The sequence below is a fragment of the Variovorax sp. 350MFTsu5.1 genome (assembly GCF_048302515.1).
In the GTDB taxonomy this organism is placed as follows: domain Bacteria; phylum Pseudomonadota; class Gammaproteobacteria; order Burkholderiales; family Burkholderiaceae_C; genus Variovorax; species Variovorax guangxiensis.
This window is the reverse complement of the sequence record NZ_CP157620.1, coordinates 4,041,423-4,057,798: the sequence shown is the minus strand read 5'-3', so window position 1 is coordinate 4,057,798 and position 16,376 is coordinate 4,041,423. Positions and strand designations below refer to the sequence as shown.

Annotated in this window: 6 protein-coding genes; 3 read left to right on the top strand and 3 right to left on the bottom strand. The window is 69.2% G+C overall.

Features of this window, described 5'->3' with window-relative positions; all coding sequences use genetic code 11:
* Positions 1 to 11: 11 nt before the first annotated feature.
* The 3 genes from ABL843_RS18445 to sctQ form a co-directional block, all read right to left on the bottom strand.
* Positions 12 to 9,860, bottom strand: a complete 9,849-nt coding sequence (locus ABL843_RS18445) for a DUF4781 domain-containing protein (RefSeq protein ID WP_418116784.1) — start codon at positions 9,858 to 9,860, stop codon at positions 12 to 14.
* Between the two features lie 250 nt (positions 9,861 to 10,110).
* Positions 10,111 to 10,770 (bottom strand): type III secretion system export apparatus subunit SctR, encoded by a 660-nt coding sequence (gene sctR / locus ABL843_RS18440; protein ID WP_184637146.1) that lies wholly within the window; start codon positions 10,768 to 10,770, stop codon positions 10,111 to 10,113.
* A 28-nt stretch (positions 10,771 to 10,798) separates the two neighbouring features.
* Positions 10,799 to 11,902 (bottom strand): type III secretion system cytoplasmic ring protein SctQ, encoded by a 1,104-nt coding sequence (gene sctQ / locus ABL843_RS18435; protein WP_418116783.1) that lies wholly within the window; start codon positions 11,900 to 11,902, stop codon positions 10,799 to 10,801.
* A gap of 312 nt (positions 11,903 to 12,214) precedes the next feature.
* Between sctQ and sctV the strand changes: the two genes are divergently transcribed.
* From sctV to sctC, 3 genes are read left to right on the top strand one after another with little or no spacing between them, the layout of a single operon-like run.
* A complete protein-coding gene (sctV, locus tag ABL843_RS18430; protein ID WP_418116782.1) occupies positions 12,215 to 14,287 on the top strand; it encodes a type III secretion system export apparatus subunit SctV in 2,073 nt (690 codons plus the stop codon).
* Positions 14,288 to 14,331: 44 nt separating this feature from the next.
* Entirely contained in the window at positions 14,332 to 14,598 is a 267-nt protein-coding gene (gene sctS / locus ABL843_RS18425) for a type III secretion system export apparatus subunit SctS (protein ID WP_126022057.1), read from the top strand.
* Between the two features lie 2 nt (positions 14,599 to 14,600).
* A complete protein-coding gene (gene sctC, locus ABL843_RS18420; protein WP_418120488.1) occupies positions 14,601 to 16,376 on the top strand; it encodes a type III secretion system outer membrane ring subunit SctC in 1,776 nt (591 codons plus the stop codon).

The following is a 16,376-nucleotide window of genomic DNA, read 5'->3' as shown; positions in this document are numbered from 1 at the left end:
GCGCGTCCACGTCAGGCGAGCAATACCTCCGCCGCCTTCGTGCGCTGGGAGTGACCCGGGTCGACGTTGAGGAAGTCCGACAGTGCCGGGTTGACGGGCTGCAGCGGGTCCTGCGCCGTACCCGCATCGAGCATCGCCTGGAGTTCGACGGCCGTGGGCTGCATCGTGTCGACGATGAAGCGTACGCCACCACGCTGGGGATGTGTCGGCGTCGGCGTCGGCGTTGGCGTTGGCGTTGGCGTCAGCTTGGGCGTCGGGGTCGGTTTCGGGTTCGGTGTCGGATTGGGCGTTGCCGTCGATTTCGGTATCGGTGTCGGAGTGAACGTCAGGGTAGGGGACGGGGTCGGCACCGGCGTGGTCGTCTGCGAAGGCGTGGGCGCCGGCGTGGGTGAAGGAGCCGGTTGGTTCTGCTGCGGCTTCTTGTTCTTCTCGTGCATCGACCATTCCTCGGCCGCCACCCGTGCAGCGACGGCCACGCCCAGCAGCACGAGCGGCGCCGTGCCACGGCGGATCCAGCCGTGCGAGGTCTCGGTCGGATTCGTCCTGGCCTCTCCGAGCGGGGCGTTGAAGTAGTTGGTCAGGCGCGAGTGATAGACCATCGGTCCCATCTGCCGGTTCGAGCGGTATTCGTCGAGGTAGTCCTTCTGCGTGCCGCGGAAGATGCCTATGTCGCTCGCCACCTTCAGCAACTGCGGTGTCGCGAGATCCCATTGGCCGGCGCGGATGTACATGTAGGCCTGGATGCTGTCGGAGATCGTCAGGCCGATGGTTCCGCTGGAGTCGCCCCACGACGAGAACTGCGCCAGGCGCTGCGTGAAGGTGCGCTTGACCATCGGGCCGCCATCGGGCGCCACGCCGTCGTGCGTGACGGCCTTCGGGTTGCCCAGGCCGATGAGGGCGCGCCTGAACCACGAGTAGCCGTTGGTGGCCTTGTAGACCGGCAGCGGATTGCCGTCCTTGTCGAGCGGTGGGGTGGTGGCCTTGGGTGGTGGCGTCTCGCCGGCCTTGGGTGCCGGCGCCTCGGTCGATCCGCGCTCGCTCATGACATGCCCGCCGCGCGCCTGCGCGATCGACGCATAGCGGTTCGCCACGCTGGCGCCGAGGCCGGTGGCGTTACCCACGGCGTAGTGCAGGCTGCCTTCGTTGCTGATCCACTGGCGCACGCCGTCGAGCGTGGTGATGTCCCAGGTCCACTGGTGGCTCGGCGCATCGAAGAAGGGGTTCAGGTACAGCCGCGTGCCTGCCGAATGGCTCAACCCGAAGCTCAGCACGCGTGCGCCGAACAGCGCGCGGCCCACCGGCGAGTTCGGCGAGGTGAGCTTGCCGGGGCTCTGGTCCAGCACGGCGCGCGAACGTTCGTCCGACGGGTTGGCGCGCAGTGTTTCCGTGGCCATCGCGATGGTCTGGCGGTCGGCCTTCGGAATGCCGCGGAATGCGCCGCGGGCGCCGGTGGTCTGGCGCGCGACGGTGTCGAGCGGAATGCCCTCGAGCGTCTTGAACGCGGCGTTGACATCGCCGGTCTTGTTCGCCATGGTCTGCACCGCGTCGCGGTAGCGCGCGCGGTCCGCGCCCGGCACGTTGCGCAGAAGGCGCCCGCGCACGAATCCCGCATGCTGGGTACCGCGCCCCACTTCCGGCGCGGTCATCAGCAACGCCGCAGCCTGGGTGTCGCGGGGGTTTGCGTTGAAGGCCTTCAGCGCTTGCGCGTAGTCGTTGCGAAGAGCTGGCGGTATCCGGTTCAGCCAGCCGCGCTTGCCGATCACCGGTCGAGCGCTGCGCTCGATGGCGCCCTTGTAGAGGGTGTCGAGGGCGGCTGTGCTGTCGGGGTTCCTCGAAAGTATCCTCAGCGCCTTGGCATAGTCGTGGCGGCCCTGGATGCCGCGCCGTGCCGCGTGCCAGCTGTCGAGCTGGCTCTTGAGCTGGAACAGCGAGGCCTCGCGCTTGGCCGGATCGGCGATGTTGGCGATCAGCGTGAAGGTGTCCTGGTCCTTGGGGTTGAGGTACTTCTGCAGCCGGATCTTGCCGCCCTGCTTCAGGCCCGCGATGCTGCCGCGATAGAAGAAGGCTTCGTAGGCGTAGCGCAGGAACACGGCGCGCGCACCGACGTAACCACCGAGCGAAGCGCCGGCAACGCCGAGCGCCGGATTGGTCATGTGCAGGCCCAGTGCCGCGCCGCCGAAGCGGACCGCGCCATAGAAGGCCGCGCCGGTGCCGACCATGTAGCCGACAGACTTGAGGAAGATCTTCCTCTTCTGCGCCGGCGTCATGACCTGATCGTTCTGCTCCATCGTCTTGTGCGGATCGACGAACACCTCGCCGGGCTTCGGTGCATGCGCGGCCTGGCGGTTGCTGATGCTGACCGGATGTATCGCGCCGTCCGGCCGCACGCCGACGATGCCGTCGACCTGCGCCTGGGTGAAGCGTCCGGTGGCCGCGACCTGCGCCATCTCGGTCTTCGGGCCGATCAGCCGGACCACGCCCACCAGGCTGCTGCCTTCGGCGTTGGCATGCGCGGCCGCTGCCGCGCGCGCGGTCTCGAAGCTGGAGTACACGTGCGAGCGGTCGAGCAGCGAGAAGGTCGCGTCGGGCGCGCCCTGGTTGATTGCCGCGCCATCGCTGGCCAGCACGTAGCGCCCGCCGACGTAGTCCGGAGCACCGATGAACGAGGGCGCCTGGCCGCGTGCCCATTGCATGAAGCGCGAGCGCAGCGGAATGTCGCGCGCGGCATGGCCGTCCGGCGATCCGGCGCCTGCGAGGTAGTGCGTCTGTTCGACGTCCTCGGGCGTGGCCGGGGCCTTGCTCGCCTGGAGTTCGCGCATCGTGGCCGGGCCCGCGTAGGCCGGCCGCGGCTTGGTGTAGTCGCTGCCCCCTTCGAGCAGCGCGTCCATGTCCGGCTCGACCATCGCGAGCCCGGTGGATTCGCCGGCCTGGTGGTTGCCCGCCGCTCTGCTCGGTGCGGCGGGCGCGGTGGCGCCGTCGCGCCATGCGGCCGAATGCACGTTCGGAATGCCGATGGGCATCGGCCGTCCGTCCGCGCCGACGTGCACCGAACCCATGATCTCCTCGGGTGTCGCGCGGCCGCGCTTCGTCAGCGGTGCCATGCTCCCGTCGGGATGGATGCGGTACACCCAGGCGCCGCCCTTCTGCTGGGCTGCGGCGGAGGCCTCGGCGAAGGTCCCGAAGGTGTTGTTGCGCTTGGCGCGCACGCCGGTGCCGCCGTACATGGTCTCGCCCGGCGCCATCGGGTGGACCGCGAAGCGCACGTTCGAACCCGCATCGGGGTCCTCGGTGATGCGGGCCGTCACCGCGGCCTCGTCGGGTGACGGCTGCAACGGGCGCAGTCCCGAGCCGGGCTCGCCGGCGCGCTGGTGGAATGCGACGAGCCTGTCGCCGCGCAGCGCGATCTGCGGCCAGCTGCGCCCGGTGCCGAGCGTGGTCGGCGGCAGGGGAGCGCCGTGCGCGTCCACGCCGGTGGCAGCGGGGTCCCTTGGCTGGCCACCCGTCTTGACGGAGGGCGTGTCGGTGTCGCCGCGGCCGGTGCCGGCGGTGCGCGGCCGCTCGGGCGCGATCGGCCGTGCCGCGCGCGGAGGCTCCGGCATGGCGGATGCGGCATGCGGCGCGGCGGGTTGCGCACCGGCCGGCTCGATCGACAGGCCCGGGCGAAAGCGCGCGTAGACCGGCGCACCCTGCAGCGCGATGTCGTCGTAGACGGTGCGCCCGTTCTCGCGGATTCCGACGATGGGCAGCGACTGCAGCGGCCCGGCCTTCAGCGCGCCCCCGTTGTAGGAGCTGCCTTCGTTGTTCAGGGAGACGCGCCGGGTGTAGACGAAGCCCGGCGCGGTCTGGTCGCGGTTGTTCATCACGACCGACTCGGTCGCCGCGTACACGTCGTGACCCAGCAGCGTGGCCAGGCGCTGCGCCAGCGGCACCGCGCCATCGCCGCTCAGGCACGACAGCATCAGCACCGGCTGGCCGTGATAGTTCTCGTGCGCGACGATGGCCCGCGCCAGCCCTTCGGCCGTGAGCGGATTGCCGTCCGCACCGGTCATGATGCCCTCGAGCCCGTGCCCGTTGACCGCGAAATAGCCTTCGGGAATCGGAACCGCCTCGCTCGCGGGCTTGCCGTCACCGCTGCGCACGGGGCGCTCGCCCAGCGCGAAGATGTCGAGATCGGGCACGCGGCGGCGGAAGGCGTTGATCCCCATCTCGCTGCGGCCGGGCTGCGTGTTCAGAAGGTCGACGCGCCGGCCGTTGGCACTGGTGTAGATCAGCGGCTGGCCCGGCGCATAGCCCTCCGGATAGGCGATGCGCAGGGCGGGCCTGTCCGGATGGGCGGTGACCTGCGTGGCCTTCGCGGGGCCGCCTTGCGTGGTTTCGACTTTCACGGTGGCCATCACGGCCGAGGGCGGGACGCTGCCGTCCGGCGCAATGCTTGCCGCGTGCACGATCGCGATCTCGTCGCCCAGCGCGACGAAGCCCTCAGGCTGCACCGTCGCGAGCGCTTCGTCGAGGGTGGCGTAGTGGGCGGGCAGAACATTGGAGAAGTCGCCGCTGCTTTCGCCTCGTGCATGGTCGCTGGCGCGCTGGGCGGCACTGGGGCTGTCCGTGCCGGCAAGCAAGCCGTCGCGGTGCGCGGCGAAGACGAAGCCGTTGTCGTCAACGGTGCGCGGATAGACGTAGTAGCGCACGCCCTCGGCTTCGCCGCCGGCGGCGAACACGGTGAGCAGCGAATCCGACCAGTTGGTCTTGCCCAGGCGTTCAGTCGCCGGCAGCGGATAGCTCGTGGGTCCGCCGAGTTCGGGGTCCTGCGCCGGTTTGTAGGCGGGGAAGCTGCCCTCATCGCCCTTGGCGGGCGATGCCGGCGTGGACTTCACGCTCGTCTGATCCTTCGTGCCTGCGTTCTGCTTCTGCTCGATGCGTTGCGCCGAGCGCACGAAAGGCGCATTGGCGAGCGGCGCGTCGTCCGCGGCGTTCGTAGTCTCGTTCCCGCGCCTGTCTTGCGGACTGCGTGAGCCCGCCGGTGCGCGAGCGGTTCCAGGCGTGTCGGCGCTGTCGCCCGCGCGCCGCACCGAGGCCATGACCGGGTTGAACGAGGCATCAGTCACGATGGACGGGAGCGCCGCCGGGCCGGCCACGTCGGCGGGTAGCGCGCGCGGCGTCGACGGCCACGCGATGCTCAAGCGTGGCGGCTCGCGGAACGGGGTGAGCGCATCGGGTGCCTCTGCGGGCTTCACGGCGCCTGCAATATCGGCCGCATCGACAGGCTTGGGCGACGCGGACTGCGCCGGCCGCGCGGGCAGGGCCGCATCGGTGGGCGCCGTGTTCGCCGTCTCGTCGGCCACCGTGCCGGCCGGCCGGTTCGAAGCCGCCGGCCGCGCGGTGCTCACGGCCGGCGGCTTGATGGCGTTGTGCACGCGCACATAGCCCTTGGCGAAGACCGGCGAGGCAAAGCCTGCGGCGTTGACGCCGAGCATCATGATCTGCTGCTCGCGCTCGGCCGGGGTCATGTGGTCCCAGTTCTTCGCCAGCGAATACGCGCCTTCGCCGGTGGCGTAGACACTGCCGGCGGCAAGCGGCTTGGAGGCCATCGCCGCGGGCTTGCCCCACGCCTGGGCGGTCTGCGCGTAGCGCGCGAAATCGGCAGCGCGCGCCTGTGCCGTCACGGCATCGCCGGCGGCTTCCGCGGCCGTGGCCGCCTTGGCGGCGCGGCCCGCGCGCAGCGCGGCCATGGTCGCGCGCGTGGAGGCGCCCACCACCGGCACGCTGACCGTCGACAGGCCGAGGTTCAGCCAGTCCATGCGCGCCTGCTCGCTGTTCGCCGGATTGATGCTCTGGCCGTGCGCGCTGAGCTTGTTCAGGTCCTCGACCGAGGTCGCGACGCCGTAGCCGGCCGCGAGCACGGTGAACGCGCCTGCCGCCAGCATCACGCCCGGCGCCGCGAGCGTGCCGAAGGAGCCCACCGTCAGCGCCACGCCGGCCACGAGGCCGACGCCTGCGACCACCAGGTCCAGGTGGGTCTCGCGCCGGAAGGTCTGCCACCCTGTCTCGGTGCGCGCGTCGCCGACGAAGAGCTTGACGTTGCCGTTGGCGTCCAGCGAGTAGCTGGCGTCCTCGGGCGTGACGAGCTTCACGCCTTCGACCGGCAGGCTGTTGTTGGCGCGGTAGTCGGTGAGGTCCTTGTACGTCCAGGCCTGCTCGTCGATGAGCTGCGTCTCGCCGGGCTTGTCCTTGCTCTCCACCTTGAAGATCGCCGTCTTGATGATGCCGCCGTCGTCGCTGTCGAGCGCGTAGACCACGGGCAGCACGGTCACGCGCGCGTGCTCGCCGCCGACCTCCACCACCTTGTCGACCATCTTCGAGAGCAGGTCCTTCTGCGCGTCGCCGAGCTTGCCGAAGAGGCGCTCGTTCTGGCGGATGCGGTCGCTGTCGGCCTGGGTCGCGGCATCGAGCGAGCGGCTGGGGTTCCAGCCGAGCGCCAGGCCGATCTCGTTCTCGAGCTGCGTGCGGCTCTTCATCTCGATCGGGCCGCCGCCGTACTGCACGAACTGGTCGTTCATGATGGCCTGCGCCATGACCTGCGGGTTCTGCTCGAAGAGCCGGTAGAGTGCGCGCTTGTCCTCGCGCTGGTTGAACGGCAGGTTCTGGATGGTGAATTCCTGCTGCTGCGCGTAGGCGTTGTCGCGTGCGCCGGCTGCCTGGTAGCGCACGGCCGCGTCCGACTGGGCCTGCGTTGCCTGCAGCTTCTTCCAGGTGTCGCTGCCGGTCTCGGCCAGGCCGGGGTTGGCGCTCTTCCATTTCTCGTGCGCCGACTTTGCCGCGGCGAGATCGCGCGCCGCGGTGTCGGTGTGGAACTTGTTGACCGAGCTGAGCCAGTCCTTGCGCGCGGCGTCGGCCTTGTCGCGCGCATCGTCGGCGGTCTGCTGCGGGGAGGTGGCGTAGCACATCTGCGCGCGGCCCGCGCGCTTGTCGGCTTCGATGCGCTGGCGCGCGTGGTTGGCCTCCTGCCAGGCGATCGCGGCATCGACCGCGAGCTGCTCGTTCTGGGCGATGGTGACGCGCGCCTTGGCGTCGTCGAGGTCGTTGCCCAGCGCGGTGCGGTCGCCGGAGCCTGCGTCGTAGTCGGCCTGTGCCTTGTCGCGCGCCTTGATCGCATCCGTGAGGTTCTGGTCCACCGTCTTCTTGCGCGGCGCGAGGTCGTCGCCGAAGTTCAGCGTGGGCGCGGGCTTGCCGTCGGGCCCGGGCGCCGGCTGCGCGCCGGGCTGCGGCGGCGCATCGGCCGCGGCCTGCGTCAGGCGCTTCTCGACGTCGGCGCGCGCACCGCGCGCCTTGGCCAGGTCGCCGTCGCCGAACTCGGAAGTCTTCCACCGCGCGGCCGTGGCGGGGTTCATCTTGTAGGTGCCGGCACGCACCGAGAAGTCGACCATCTTGCCCTGGTCGGACTGCTGCCACCCGAAGACCTTCGAATCCTTCTTGATCGTGACGTTGTAGCCGCCGTTGCAGTCCGCGTGCACCTCGATGTCGTCGGGCGAGAGGCCACGCGGCAGGCCCTCGGCGCTGACCTTGCCGTCCTCGCCGCGCTTGATGTTCCAGGTCGGGTCGTAGTTCTTGGGGTAGACGTCGCCGGTGGTCGACTTGTCGCCGTCCATGAACATCGTCAGCTGCGGCTTGGCGAAGGTCGTGCGATCGTACTGGTAGCGCGCGGCATACCAGGCGCGCTCGGCGTCGATCAGGCCGAGCTGGGTCTCGATGTCGCGCTTGGAGAGGTCCAGCGCGTCGAGTTCGTCGAGCGCCTTCTGCTGCTCGGCCTCGGTGGCCTTGCTGCCGGGCGCGGTGAGCGTCGTCACCTCCGCGGCCTTCTTGTCGTAGGCCTCCTTCGCCGCGGGCAGCTGCGCCTCGCGCATCTTCTTCTCGTCGTCGGCCGAGAGCTTCGGCTTCGCGGCGTCAGCCAGGCGCTGGGCCTCGCGCGCGGCCACGCGCAGATCGTCGAGCTTGCCTGCGTCCACGGTCTTGCCCGCGGCCTGGTCGCGCTCGGCCGCGCGCAGCTCCTGCATGGCCTTCAGTGCCTTGTCGTCGGCCTGCGCGGCACGCTGCTGTTCGAGCGCCCGGCCCAGGTTCTCGGGCTTGGCGTTGGCGACGGCGTTGTCGGCGTCGGTGAGCCCCTGGTTGATCTTGTCCGCGCGATCGAGATAGCCGGCCTCGTCGAGCTTGGCGCGGCTGCCGTCGGCGCCGCCGAAGAGATCCTCCTTGACTGAGTTCAGCGCGGTCGCGGTCTGGTCGCTGCGGGCCTTGGCGGCATCGTGCTTCTCGTTCGCGGCGTACAGCGCGGCGGTCAACGGATCGAGTTCGGTCTTCTTGTCGCCGTCGACGTAGAAGTACTTGCCCTCGATGTTCTGGACCTTCTTGCCTTCCTCGCTGCCGGGCTTGGCCCAGAACGCGGGATCGTAGCCATCGGGGTCGATGTTGCGCGTCGTGGTCTTGTCGCCGTCGTGCTCGGTCACCGTGACGCGGGCAGGGCGCTGCAGCGAAGCCGTATTCCATGCGCTCTCGGCGTCGGTCTTGGCGTTCTCCGCGTCGCTGGCGCCGAGCTTGGCGTCGAGGTCGTCGCGCAGCGCGTGCATGTAGCGCTGGCCCTGCTGTGCGTCGCGCAGTGCGGCGTCGGCCTTCTGGATCTCCTTGGCATCGCCGCCGGCCACCGCCTGGTCGTACTTGAAGCTCAGCTCCTTGACCTCGGCGTCGGCAACGCGCGCGTTGTAGTCGGCATCGACCGTACCGAGGGTGTTCGTCTTCGGGTTCTGCGGGTCCGTCGGATCCGTGTTGCCGAAGGCTTTCTCGGCGCTCTGGAGTTCGGACTTGGCGCGGTTGGCCACGGCGCGCAGCCGCTCGGATTCGGCCTTGGCGTTCTGCTGCGCGGTGATGATCGTGTCGTTGCCGCCGCCGCCGGTGCCGAAGCTGGCGGCGTATTTCTCGGCCTTGGTCGCGGCCGCATCGGTGTCCTGCGCGTGGCTGCGCGCATCGGCCACGCGCGCCTTGCCCGCCTGGGCGGCGTCGTATTGCTCGCCGCGCAGCTGGCGCACCTCGGGCGAGTCGGCGCGCACGCCGTCGCGCGCCTTGTCGATGTACTCGCCGATGCTCTTCGGGTCGAACACGCCGCCCTTGTCGAGCGCGTCATGGGCGTCGGCCGCAACCTTGTCGATGGCGTCGTTCGGGTCCTTGCCTTCGGCGATCGCCTTGAGGCTGGCCTTGCGCATGTCCTGCTCGGCGGCCTGCAGCCAGTTCGTCATGGCGGTGTCGACGACGGCCTTCTGTTCCTTGCTGCCGTCGCCGCCGTTCGCCTGCGCCTTGAACACCGGCTTGGCGGCGGTCTGTGCCTTCTCGAGCAGGTCCTGCGTGCCCGGGCTGGTCGCGGGGGGCTGGCCCTTTGGCTGGTTGGCTGGCGGCTCGAAGATGGCGTTCATCTTCTGCGCCGCGTCGACTTCGCCCTGCGCGGCGCGCGTGGCTTCCGAAGGGTTGTTGTCCGCACGGCGCTGCCGGATGTCGTCGAGCTTGGCATCGGCGAGCGTCGACTGCTTCTCCTTGAGGTTGCTCGCCGCTTCCTGCTTCAGCGCATCGCGCTCGGCCGCGTCGCTGGCACCGCGCGCCTTGGTGGCCTCCTGCTGGTCGGATTCGGCCTTGCTCTTCTCGGCCTTGGCCTCGGCGGCTTCCGCGGCCTTGCGCGCTTCTTCCGCCTTGCGGCGCGCGGCTTCGGCCTGCTTGCGCGCTTCCTCGGCCTGTCGCCGTGCCTCCTCGGCCGCGCGCTTCGCCGCGGCTTCCGCCTGGCGCCGCAACTCTTCGGCAGCCCTGGCGGCCGCCAATGCCTCCATCGCTGCCTGTGCGGCGGATTGCGTTCCCGACCCATCGCTGCTGACTGCTAGAACCATAGGACCCCGGATGAAGTTGCAGATTGAAAGAAGGGCTCGCGGCACAACCCGGCCGGCTCCGATGCCGCGCGAACTCTAAGTGGCGCCCCGTGCGTGGGCAACAACGAGTTCTCGTAGACGGGAGTGCTCGCGCAGCGCATCCGAAGCAGCTTCTCCTGCATGCAGCAACCGAAGAGGCATGCGTGGAGGAAGGTCATCGGTACGACAGCACGAGCCCGTGTACCAGCCTCGTCCAGCCATCGAGCATCACGAACAGCAGCAGCTTGAACGGCAGCGAGATGGTGGTGGGCGAGATCATCGACATGCCCAGCGCCAGCAGCACCGTGGCGACGATCAGGTCGACCACCACGAACACCAGGTAGATGATGAAGCCGATCTGGAAGGCGCGCGTGAGCTCGCTGAGCGTGAAGCTGGGCACCAGCACCATGAAGTCGTCGTCCTTCAGTTGTTCAGCGCGAGCCTTCGGCCAGATGTTGGCCGCCGACTTCAGGAAGAACTGACGCTCGCGCTCGTGCGTGTGCTTCTGCAGGAACTCCTTCACCGGCGCCTTGGCCGCGTCGATGACGGCCATGATGTCGCCGAGCCCTTCGCCCTTGGCGCCGAAGCTGCGGCCGCGCAGGGCGTCGCCGATGTCCATGCCCACCGGCGCCATGATGTAGACCGACAGGATGATCGCGATGCCGTTGAGCACCATGTTGGGCGGTGTCTGCTGCAGGCCCAGGGCAGTGCGAAGCAGGCCGAACACGATGACCAGCTTGGTGTAGCTCGTCACCATCAGTGCCACGAACGGCGCGATGCCGAAGGCGACGATCAGCGCGACCAGGATGAGGGGTTCGGGAAGTCCGCCTTGCATGGGTATGGACCGGATGAGGGGCGGCCCCTCAGACTTCGCCGGGCGCGAACTCCGACACGCGCACGCCCAGCCGGTCGCCCACCGCGACGAGATAGCCCTTGCCCAGCACGTTGCCGTGCGCAAGGATGCGAACGGGGCTGCGGTTGAGCGGCTGGCCCAGGTCGAAGACATGGCCGGCGCGGATGCTCCTGAGTTCGCCGAGCGACACGGACAGGTCGCCCACCTCGAAGCGCAGAGTGACCTCCAGCGCGTCGAGCCGGTCGATCGGCAGGTTGGCGTTGTCCGCGGTATCGGCCGCGAGGGCGGGAATGTCTGGCTTCATGGCACTGTTTCTCGATTGCTGAACGGTGATGCGCGAGCCTTCGGCGAAGGCGGAAAGATGCCGCCCGGCGGAACCTCCCAGCTCCGCCGTGACCACGATGGCGGCACCCGAGGAACTCCACTGCTCGATGCCGACGATGTCGCCGGGCCGGATGCTTCCGACCTCGCGCAGGCGGATCGGCGTGCTGCCGAGGCGAAAGCTCACGGGCAGGCGCAGCGCGTCGAAGGCGTCGGCTGCGTAGGCGTTGTGATGCGCGCCGGTGGCCGCCGGCACCAGCGTATCGAGCGTGGCCGCGTCCTCGAACTGCACGTAGCCGCGCAGCACGGTGCTGCCTTCCAGGGGCATGGCGACGAAGAAGGCCGCGTGCCCGGGATCGCCCTGCGAAGGCAGCGCCCGATGGCTGTGTTCGTGCATGTCGCGCGTTTCCGCTTCCGAAGGCTGCCACTCGAAATGCAGGCGCAGCGCTTTCTCGAGCGCGTCGATCAGCGGATGCAGCGCATCGGCGAGCAGGATGTAGCGCAGGTCGCGCGGCAGCAGGTCGATGCGGCGTTCTCCCAGCAGTGCCTGCAGGCTCGGTGCGTCCATTGCGAGATGGCCGACGTGCGAGCCCAGCCTGAAGCGGAAGCTCTCGCGCGCGGTGAGGGCGAAGGCCGTGTCGTGGTGCCAGCGGATGCGGTAGCGGGCACCGCGTGCGGCCGCGATGTCCGGCAACGGCGACGCGCCGTACAGACGGTTCAGCGCGCGCACATTGGCGGCGTCGGCGCGCGGCAATGCACGGGCTTCGCCGAGTTCCGTGACGGCGTCAGGCATGCACGCTTTCGTTCGATGCGCCGATGCGGGCGGCTCTGTTTTTCTTCACCTTCTTCACGCCTTGAAGCAATGCGATTCGGTTCGCATCGGGACCGGCAGCTTAGCCAGAGGTGTTGCGCGGAGGTAGTCCGCAAACACGTAGTGCCGCGCGCGCCACACACGGCGACGATCTACGAAAACTCGTGGTTGCCGCGAATGGAGGGCGGCGCATAGAGTCCGTCGCGACGCGACATTCCTCGCGACCGACGACGAAGCGAAGCGATGCGACAGGCACCGCCCGGTACTTCGGGACACCCGCAAGACAAAGACACCATGGCGAGTTCTCCGCGATCCTTTGCCGCCTACCGCGGCGGCGTGCGCGACCTTCTGGGCAGCGCCGGCCGCTACAACGATCTGCTGCTGGCGGGCCTGCTGGTGGTGATCGTCGCGCTCTTCGTGCTGCCGCTGCCGACGCCGCTGCTCGACCTGCTGATCGCGAGCAACCTCGCCATCAGCCTGGTGCTGCTGATCGTGGCGATGTACGTGCCATCGGCGCTGTCGCTGTCGACCTTTCCGTCGCTGCTGCTGTTCACCACGCTGTTTCGCCTTGCGCTCAACATCGCATCGACCAAGCTGATCCTCCTGCACGCGAATGCGGGCCACATCATCGACACCTTCGGCAAGCTGATCGTCGGCAACAACGTGGTGGTCGGCGGCGTGGTGTTCCTGATCATCGCGATCGTGCAGTTCATCGTGATCGCGAAAGGCTCCGAGCGGGTGGCCGAGGTGGCGGCGCGGTTCGCGCTGGATGCGATGCCCGGCAAGCAGATGAGCATCGACGCCGACGTGCGCGCGGGCGTGTTGTCGTCCGCACAGGCGCAGAAGCGTCGCCACATGCTGGAGCAGGAATGCCAACTCCACGGCGCGATGGATGGCGCGATGAAGTTCGTCAAGGGAGACGCCATCGCGAGCATCGTGATCGCGCTGGTCAACATCCTCGCGGGCATCGCCATCGGCACGATGATGCACGAGATGAGCCTGGGCGGCGCGTTGCAGCGCTACGCGATCCTCACGGTGGGCGACGGCATGGTCTCGCAGATCCCGTCGCTGCTGGTGTCGATCGCGGCGGGCATCGTCATCACGCGCGTGAGCACCGGCGAGCGCCGCGACACGCAGCTGGCGAGCCAGATCGGGCAGCAGCTCATGGCGCATCCGCGAGCGCTGATCATCGCGGGCCTCGCGGTCGCGAGCTTCCTGGTCGTGCCGGGCTTTCCGAAGTGGGTGTTCGGCCTGCTGGCGGCGGCGCTGTTGGGCCTGGGCTTCGCGGTGCGCATGCGGCGCCGCAAGAACCAGACGCCGGGTTGGATCTCGCACCGCGAGGGCGACGCCCTGGAGGACGCCGACGGCGACCATGCCATCGCGGCGCCACTGGCGGTGCGGCTGTCCAGCGGCCTGCGCGGCGGCGTCGACCGCCACGCGCTCGACCTGCAGCTGGCCAGGGTCAAGACCGCGGTCGAATCCGATCTCGGCCCGGTGTTCCCGCGCCTGCAGCTCGCCTACGCGGACGGCCTGGCCCAACACGCCTACCAGGTGCTGGTGCACGACGTCGCGGTGTCGCAGGGCACGCTCAGGCCGGGGTGGCGCATGCTCGATCCGGCCGAGGCTGCGGCGCCGCCGCCAGGCGCCGAGGTGGCCGAGCCCTTCGGCCCGTTCGCCCGGGTCGTCTGGGTGCAGGGCGAAGCAGCCGGCTCCACGAGCTGGGACAACGAGGAGGTGGTGGGCCTGCACCTGGACCACGCCGTGCGCCGCAATGTGCGCGAGCTCATCGGACTGCAGGAAGTGCAGCGCCTGCTGCATTCGGTGCAGCGCGACGCGCCGGAGCTCGCGGCCGAGGTGGCGCGGGTGGCGTCGAGCCAGCGCGTCGCCGAGGTGTTGCGCCGGCTGCTGCAGGAGGGCATTCCGATTCGCAACCTGCACGCGATATTCGAGTGCCTCGCGACATGGGCGCCGAAGGAGCAGGACGCGATCGCGCTGACCGAACTGGTGCGCATCGACCTGGGGCGCTACATCACCAGCCGCTATGTGGGCCCGAACCGCCAGCTCGAGGCCATCCTGTTCGAGTCCAGCCTGCTGGAGCGGGTGCAGAACGCCATCGAGCGTTCGCCGCGCGGCAACCTGCTGCTGCTGAGCCCGGCCGTCACGCAGGACATCCGCGAGCAGGTGCGCCGCATCCTCGGATCGGCCGCGACCCGCGTGGTGGCCATCGCCTCGTCGGACGTGCGCCGCTACATCAAGACGCTGATCGAGCCAGTGGCGCCGCTGCTGCCGGTGCTGTCCTACCAGGAAGTCGACGAAGACGTGGCCCTGCAGCCGGTGGGCTGGGTCACCAACCCCCAGGCCCATTGATGAACATCCCGTTGCCTTCGAAGGCGCACCGCGAAAACAACGCCATGACTCCGCAGAACATCCTGGACATCACGCGCGAAGGCCTGCTCCTCGTGCTGTGGATCTCGCTGCCGGTAGTGGCGGTGGCAACGGTCACGGCCTTGGTGGTGGCCGTGCTGCAGGCCGTAACGCAGGTGCAGGACCAGAGCATCGGCCAGTCGATCCGGCTGATCGCGGTGATGGTCGCGATCATCGCCACCGCGGGGTGGATGGGGCGCGACGTGATGCGCTTCGCGGAGCGTGCCATCCAGGCACTGAGTTCCCTGCCGTGAAGATGCATTTCCCCGAAATGACCGCCCCGCGCCTGAAAGCCTTCTGCCAGCGCCGCCTCGTGCTGTGGGGCTGCGCCGCGCTCGTGCTGCTGGCCATGTGCGCGCAGGCCCGTGCGGCCGAACTGCGCTGGAGCAATCGGCCGTTCCAGATCGTTGCCAACGAGAAGCCGCTGGCCGACTTCCTGCGCGAGCTGGCCTCGTCGCAGAACATCACGGCGGTGGTCGACTCCAAGGTGGCCGGCACCATCAGCGGCAAGTTCGCCGGCCCCGCCCTGAGCACGCTCAACAGCGTGTGCGCGGTCAACGGGCTGACCTGGTACTTCGACGGCGCCTTCCTGTTCGTCGACCTGGCCTCCGACGCGAAAAGCGAGGTGCTGCCCATCGCGGCCGAGAACGCGGGGCGAATCGCCGAGACGCTGGTGCGCCTGCACATCTCCGACGAGCGCTATCCGCTGAGCATCAGCGAGCGCGACGCCAGCGTGTACGTGACCGGGCCGCGCCGCTACGTCGAGATGGTGCGCCAGGCGGTGAAGCTGGCCGACCAGAAGAGCGCGATGGCCGAGGGCGCCGAGATCCGGCTGTTTCCGCTCAAGTACGCCTGGGCCTCGGACTTCCGGATCAACCGCTCGGGAAAGGACACGGTCATTCCCGGCGTGGCCAACGTGCTGCGCAGCCTCTATGGCCGCAGCGGCGGGAACGCGCCGAGCGGCAGCGGCGGCCCGCGAGGCATGAGCGGCGGCATGTCGCTGGGGCCGAACCGGCAGATCAAGCTGCGCAGCGGCGAGACCATCAACGCGCCCAAGGTCGAGATCGCCGGGGCCGGCAGCGAAGCCATCGCGCAGGGCGGCATCGCGAACCTCGCGGGCGGCGAACTGCCGCAGTTCCAGGCCGATACGCGCATGAATGCCGTGCTGGTGCGCGACATGCCCGACAAGATGGCCCAGTACGCGAAGCTGATCGAGTCGATGGACGTGCGCCCGCGGCTGGTCGAGATCGAAGTGACCATCATGGACATCAGCTCCGACACGCTCAACAGCCTGGGCATCGACTGGCGCCTGCATGGCCGGCATGCCGACTTCCAGACCGGCCGCGGCGATCGCGGGCAGCTGACCTGGGGCGGCACAGGCAGCGAGGCAGGGCAGATCGGCAGCGCCGACGGCTCGGGCAATCCGCTCACGCCGCTGGGCGGCATGTTCACCGCCGCCATCGGCAACAGCGCGCGCAACTACCTGCTGGCCCGCGTGACCGCGCTGGCCACCAACGGCAATGCGAACTTCGTGGCGCGCCCGAAGGTGATGACGTTGGACAACACCGAGGCCGTGCTGGAGAACCTCAGCGAGTTCTACGTGCGGGTTGACGGCTTCCAGGACGCGGGGCTGTTCAGCATCACGGCGGGCACTGCGGTGCGGGTGACGCCGCTGGTCATCGACGAGAAGGCCTCGCGCGGCGTGATGATGTCCATCGACATCGTCGACGGCGACCTCAGTCCGATGTCGGTCGACAAGATCCCGATCGTGCGGCGCCGCACGGTCAACACGCAGGCGCTCGTGGAGGAGGGGGCGAGCCTGCTGATCGCGGGCTACTCGTCGGAGGAGAAGAGCAATGCCGTCACGGGCGTGCCGCTGCTCAAGGACATTCCCGGCGTCGGCGGGCTCTTCAGGTCGACGGAGAAGAAGCAGTCCAACATGGAGCGCTTCTACCTGCTGACGCCGCGCCTGGTGCTGCCGGGCGCCACGGCGAACCTGCCGGCACTGCCCTTGCCGGAAGTGGGAGGCTGA

Excerpts from the sequence above, each read along its gene's own strand:
- ABL843_RS18445 (WP_418116784.1), bottom strand. The coding sequence starts at position 9,860 with ATGGAGGCATTGGCGGCCGCCAGGGCTGCCGAAGAGTTGCGGCGCCAG.
- sctR (WP_184637146.1), bottom strand. The coding sequence starts at position 10,770 with ATGCAAGGCGGACTTCCCGAACCCCTCATCCTGGTCGCGCTGATCGTC.
- sctQ (WP_418116783.1), bottom strand. The coding sequence starts at position 11,902 with ATGCCTGACGCCGTCACGGAACTCGGCGAAGCCCGTGCATTGCCGCGC.
- sctV (WP_418116782.1), top strand. The coding sequence starts at position 12,215 with ATGGCGAGTTCTCCGCGATCCTTTGCCGCCTACCGCGGCGGCGTGCGC.
- sctS (WP_126022057.1), top strand. The coding sequence starts at position 14,332 with ATGACTCCGCAGAACATCCTGGACATCACGCGCGAAGGCCTGCTCCTC.
- sctC (WP_418120488.1), top strand. The coding sequence starts at position 14,601 with ATGCATTTCCCCGAAATGACCGCCCCGCGCCTGAAAGCCTTCTGCCAG.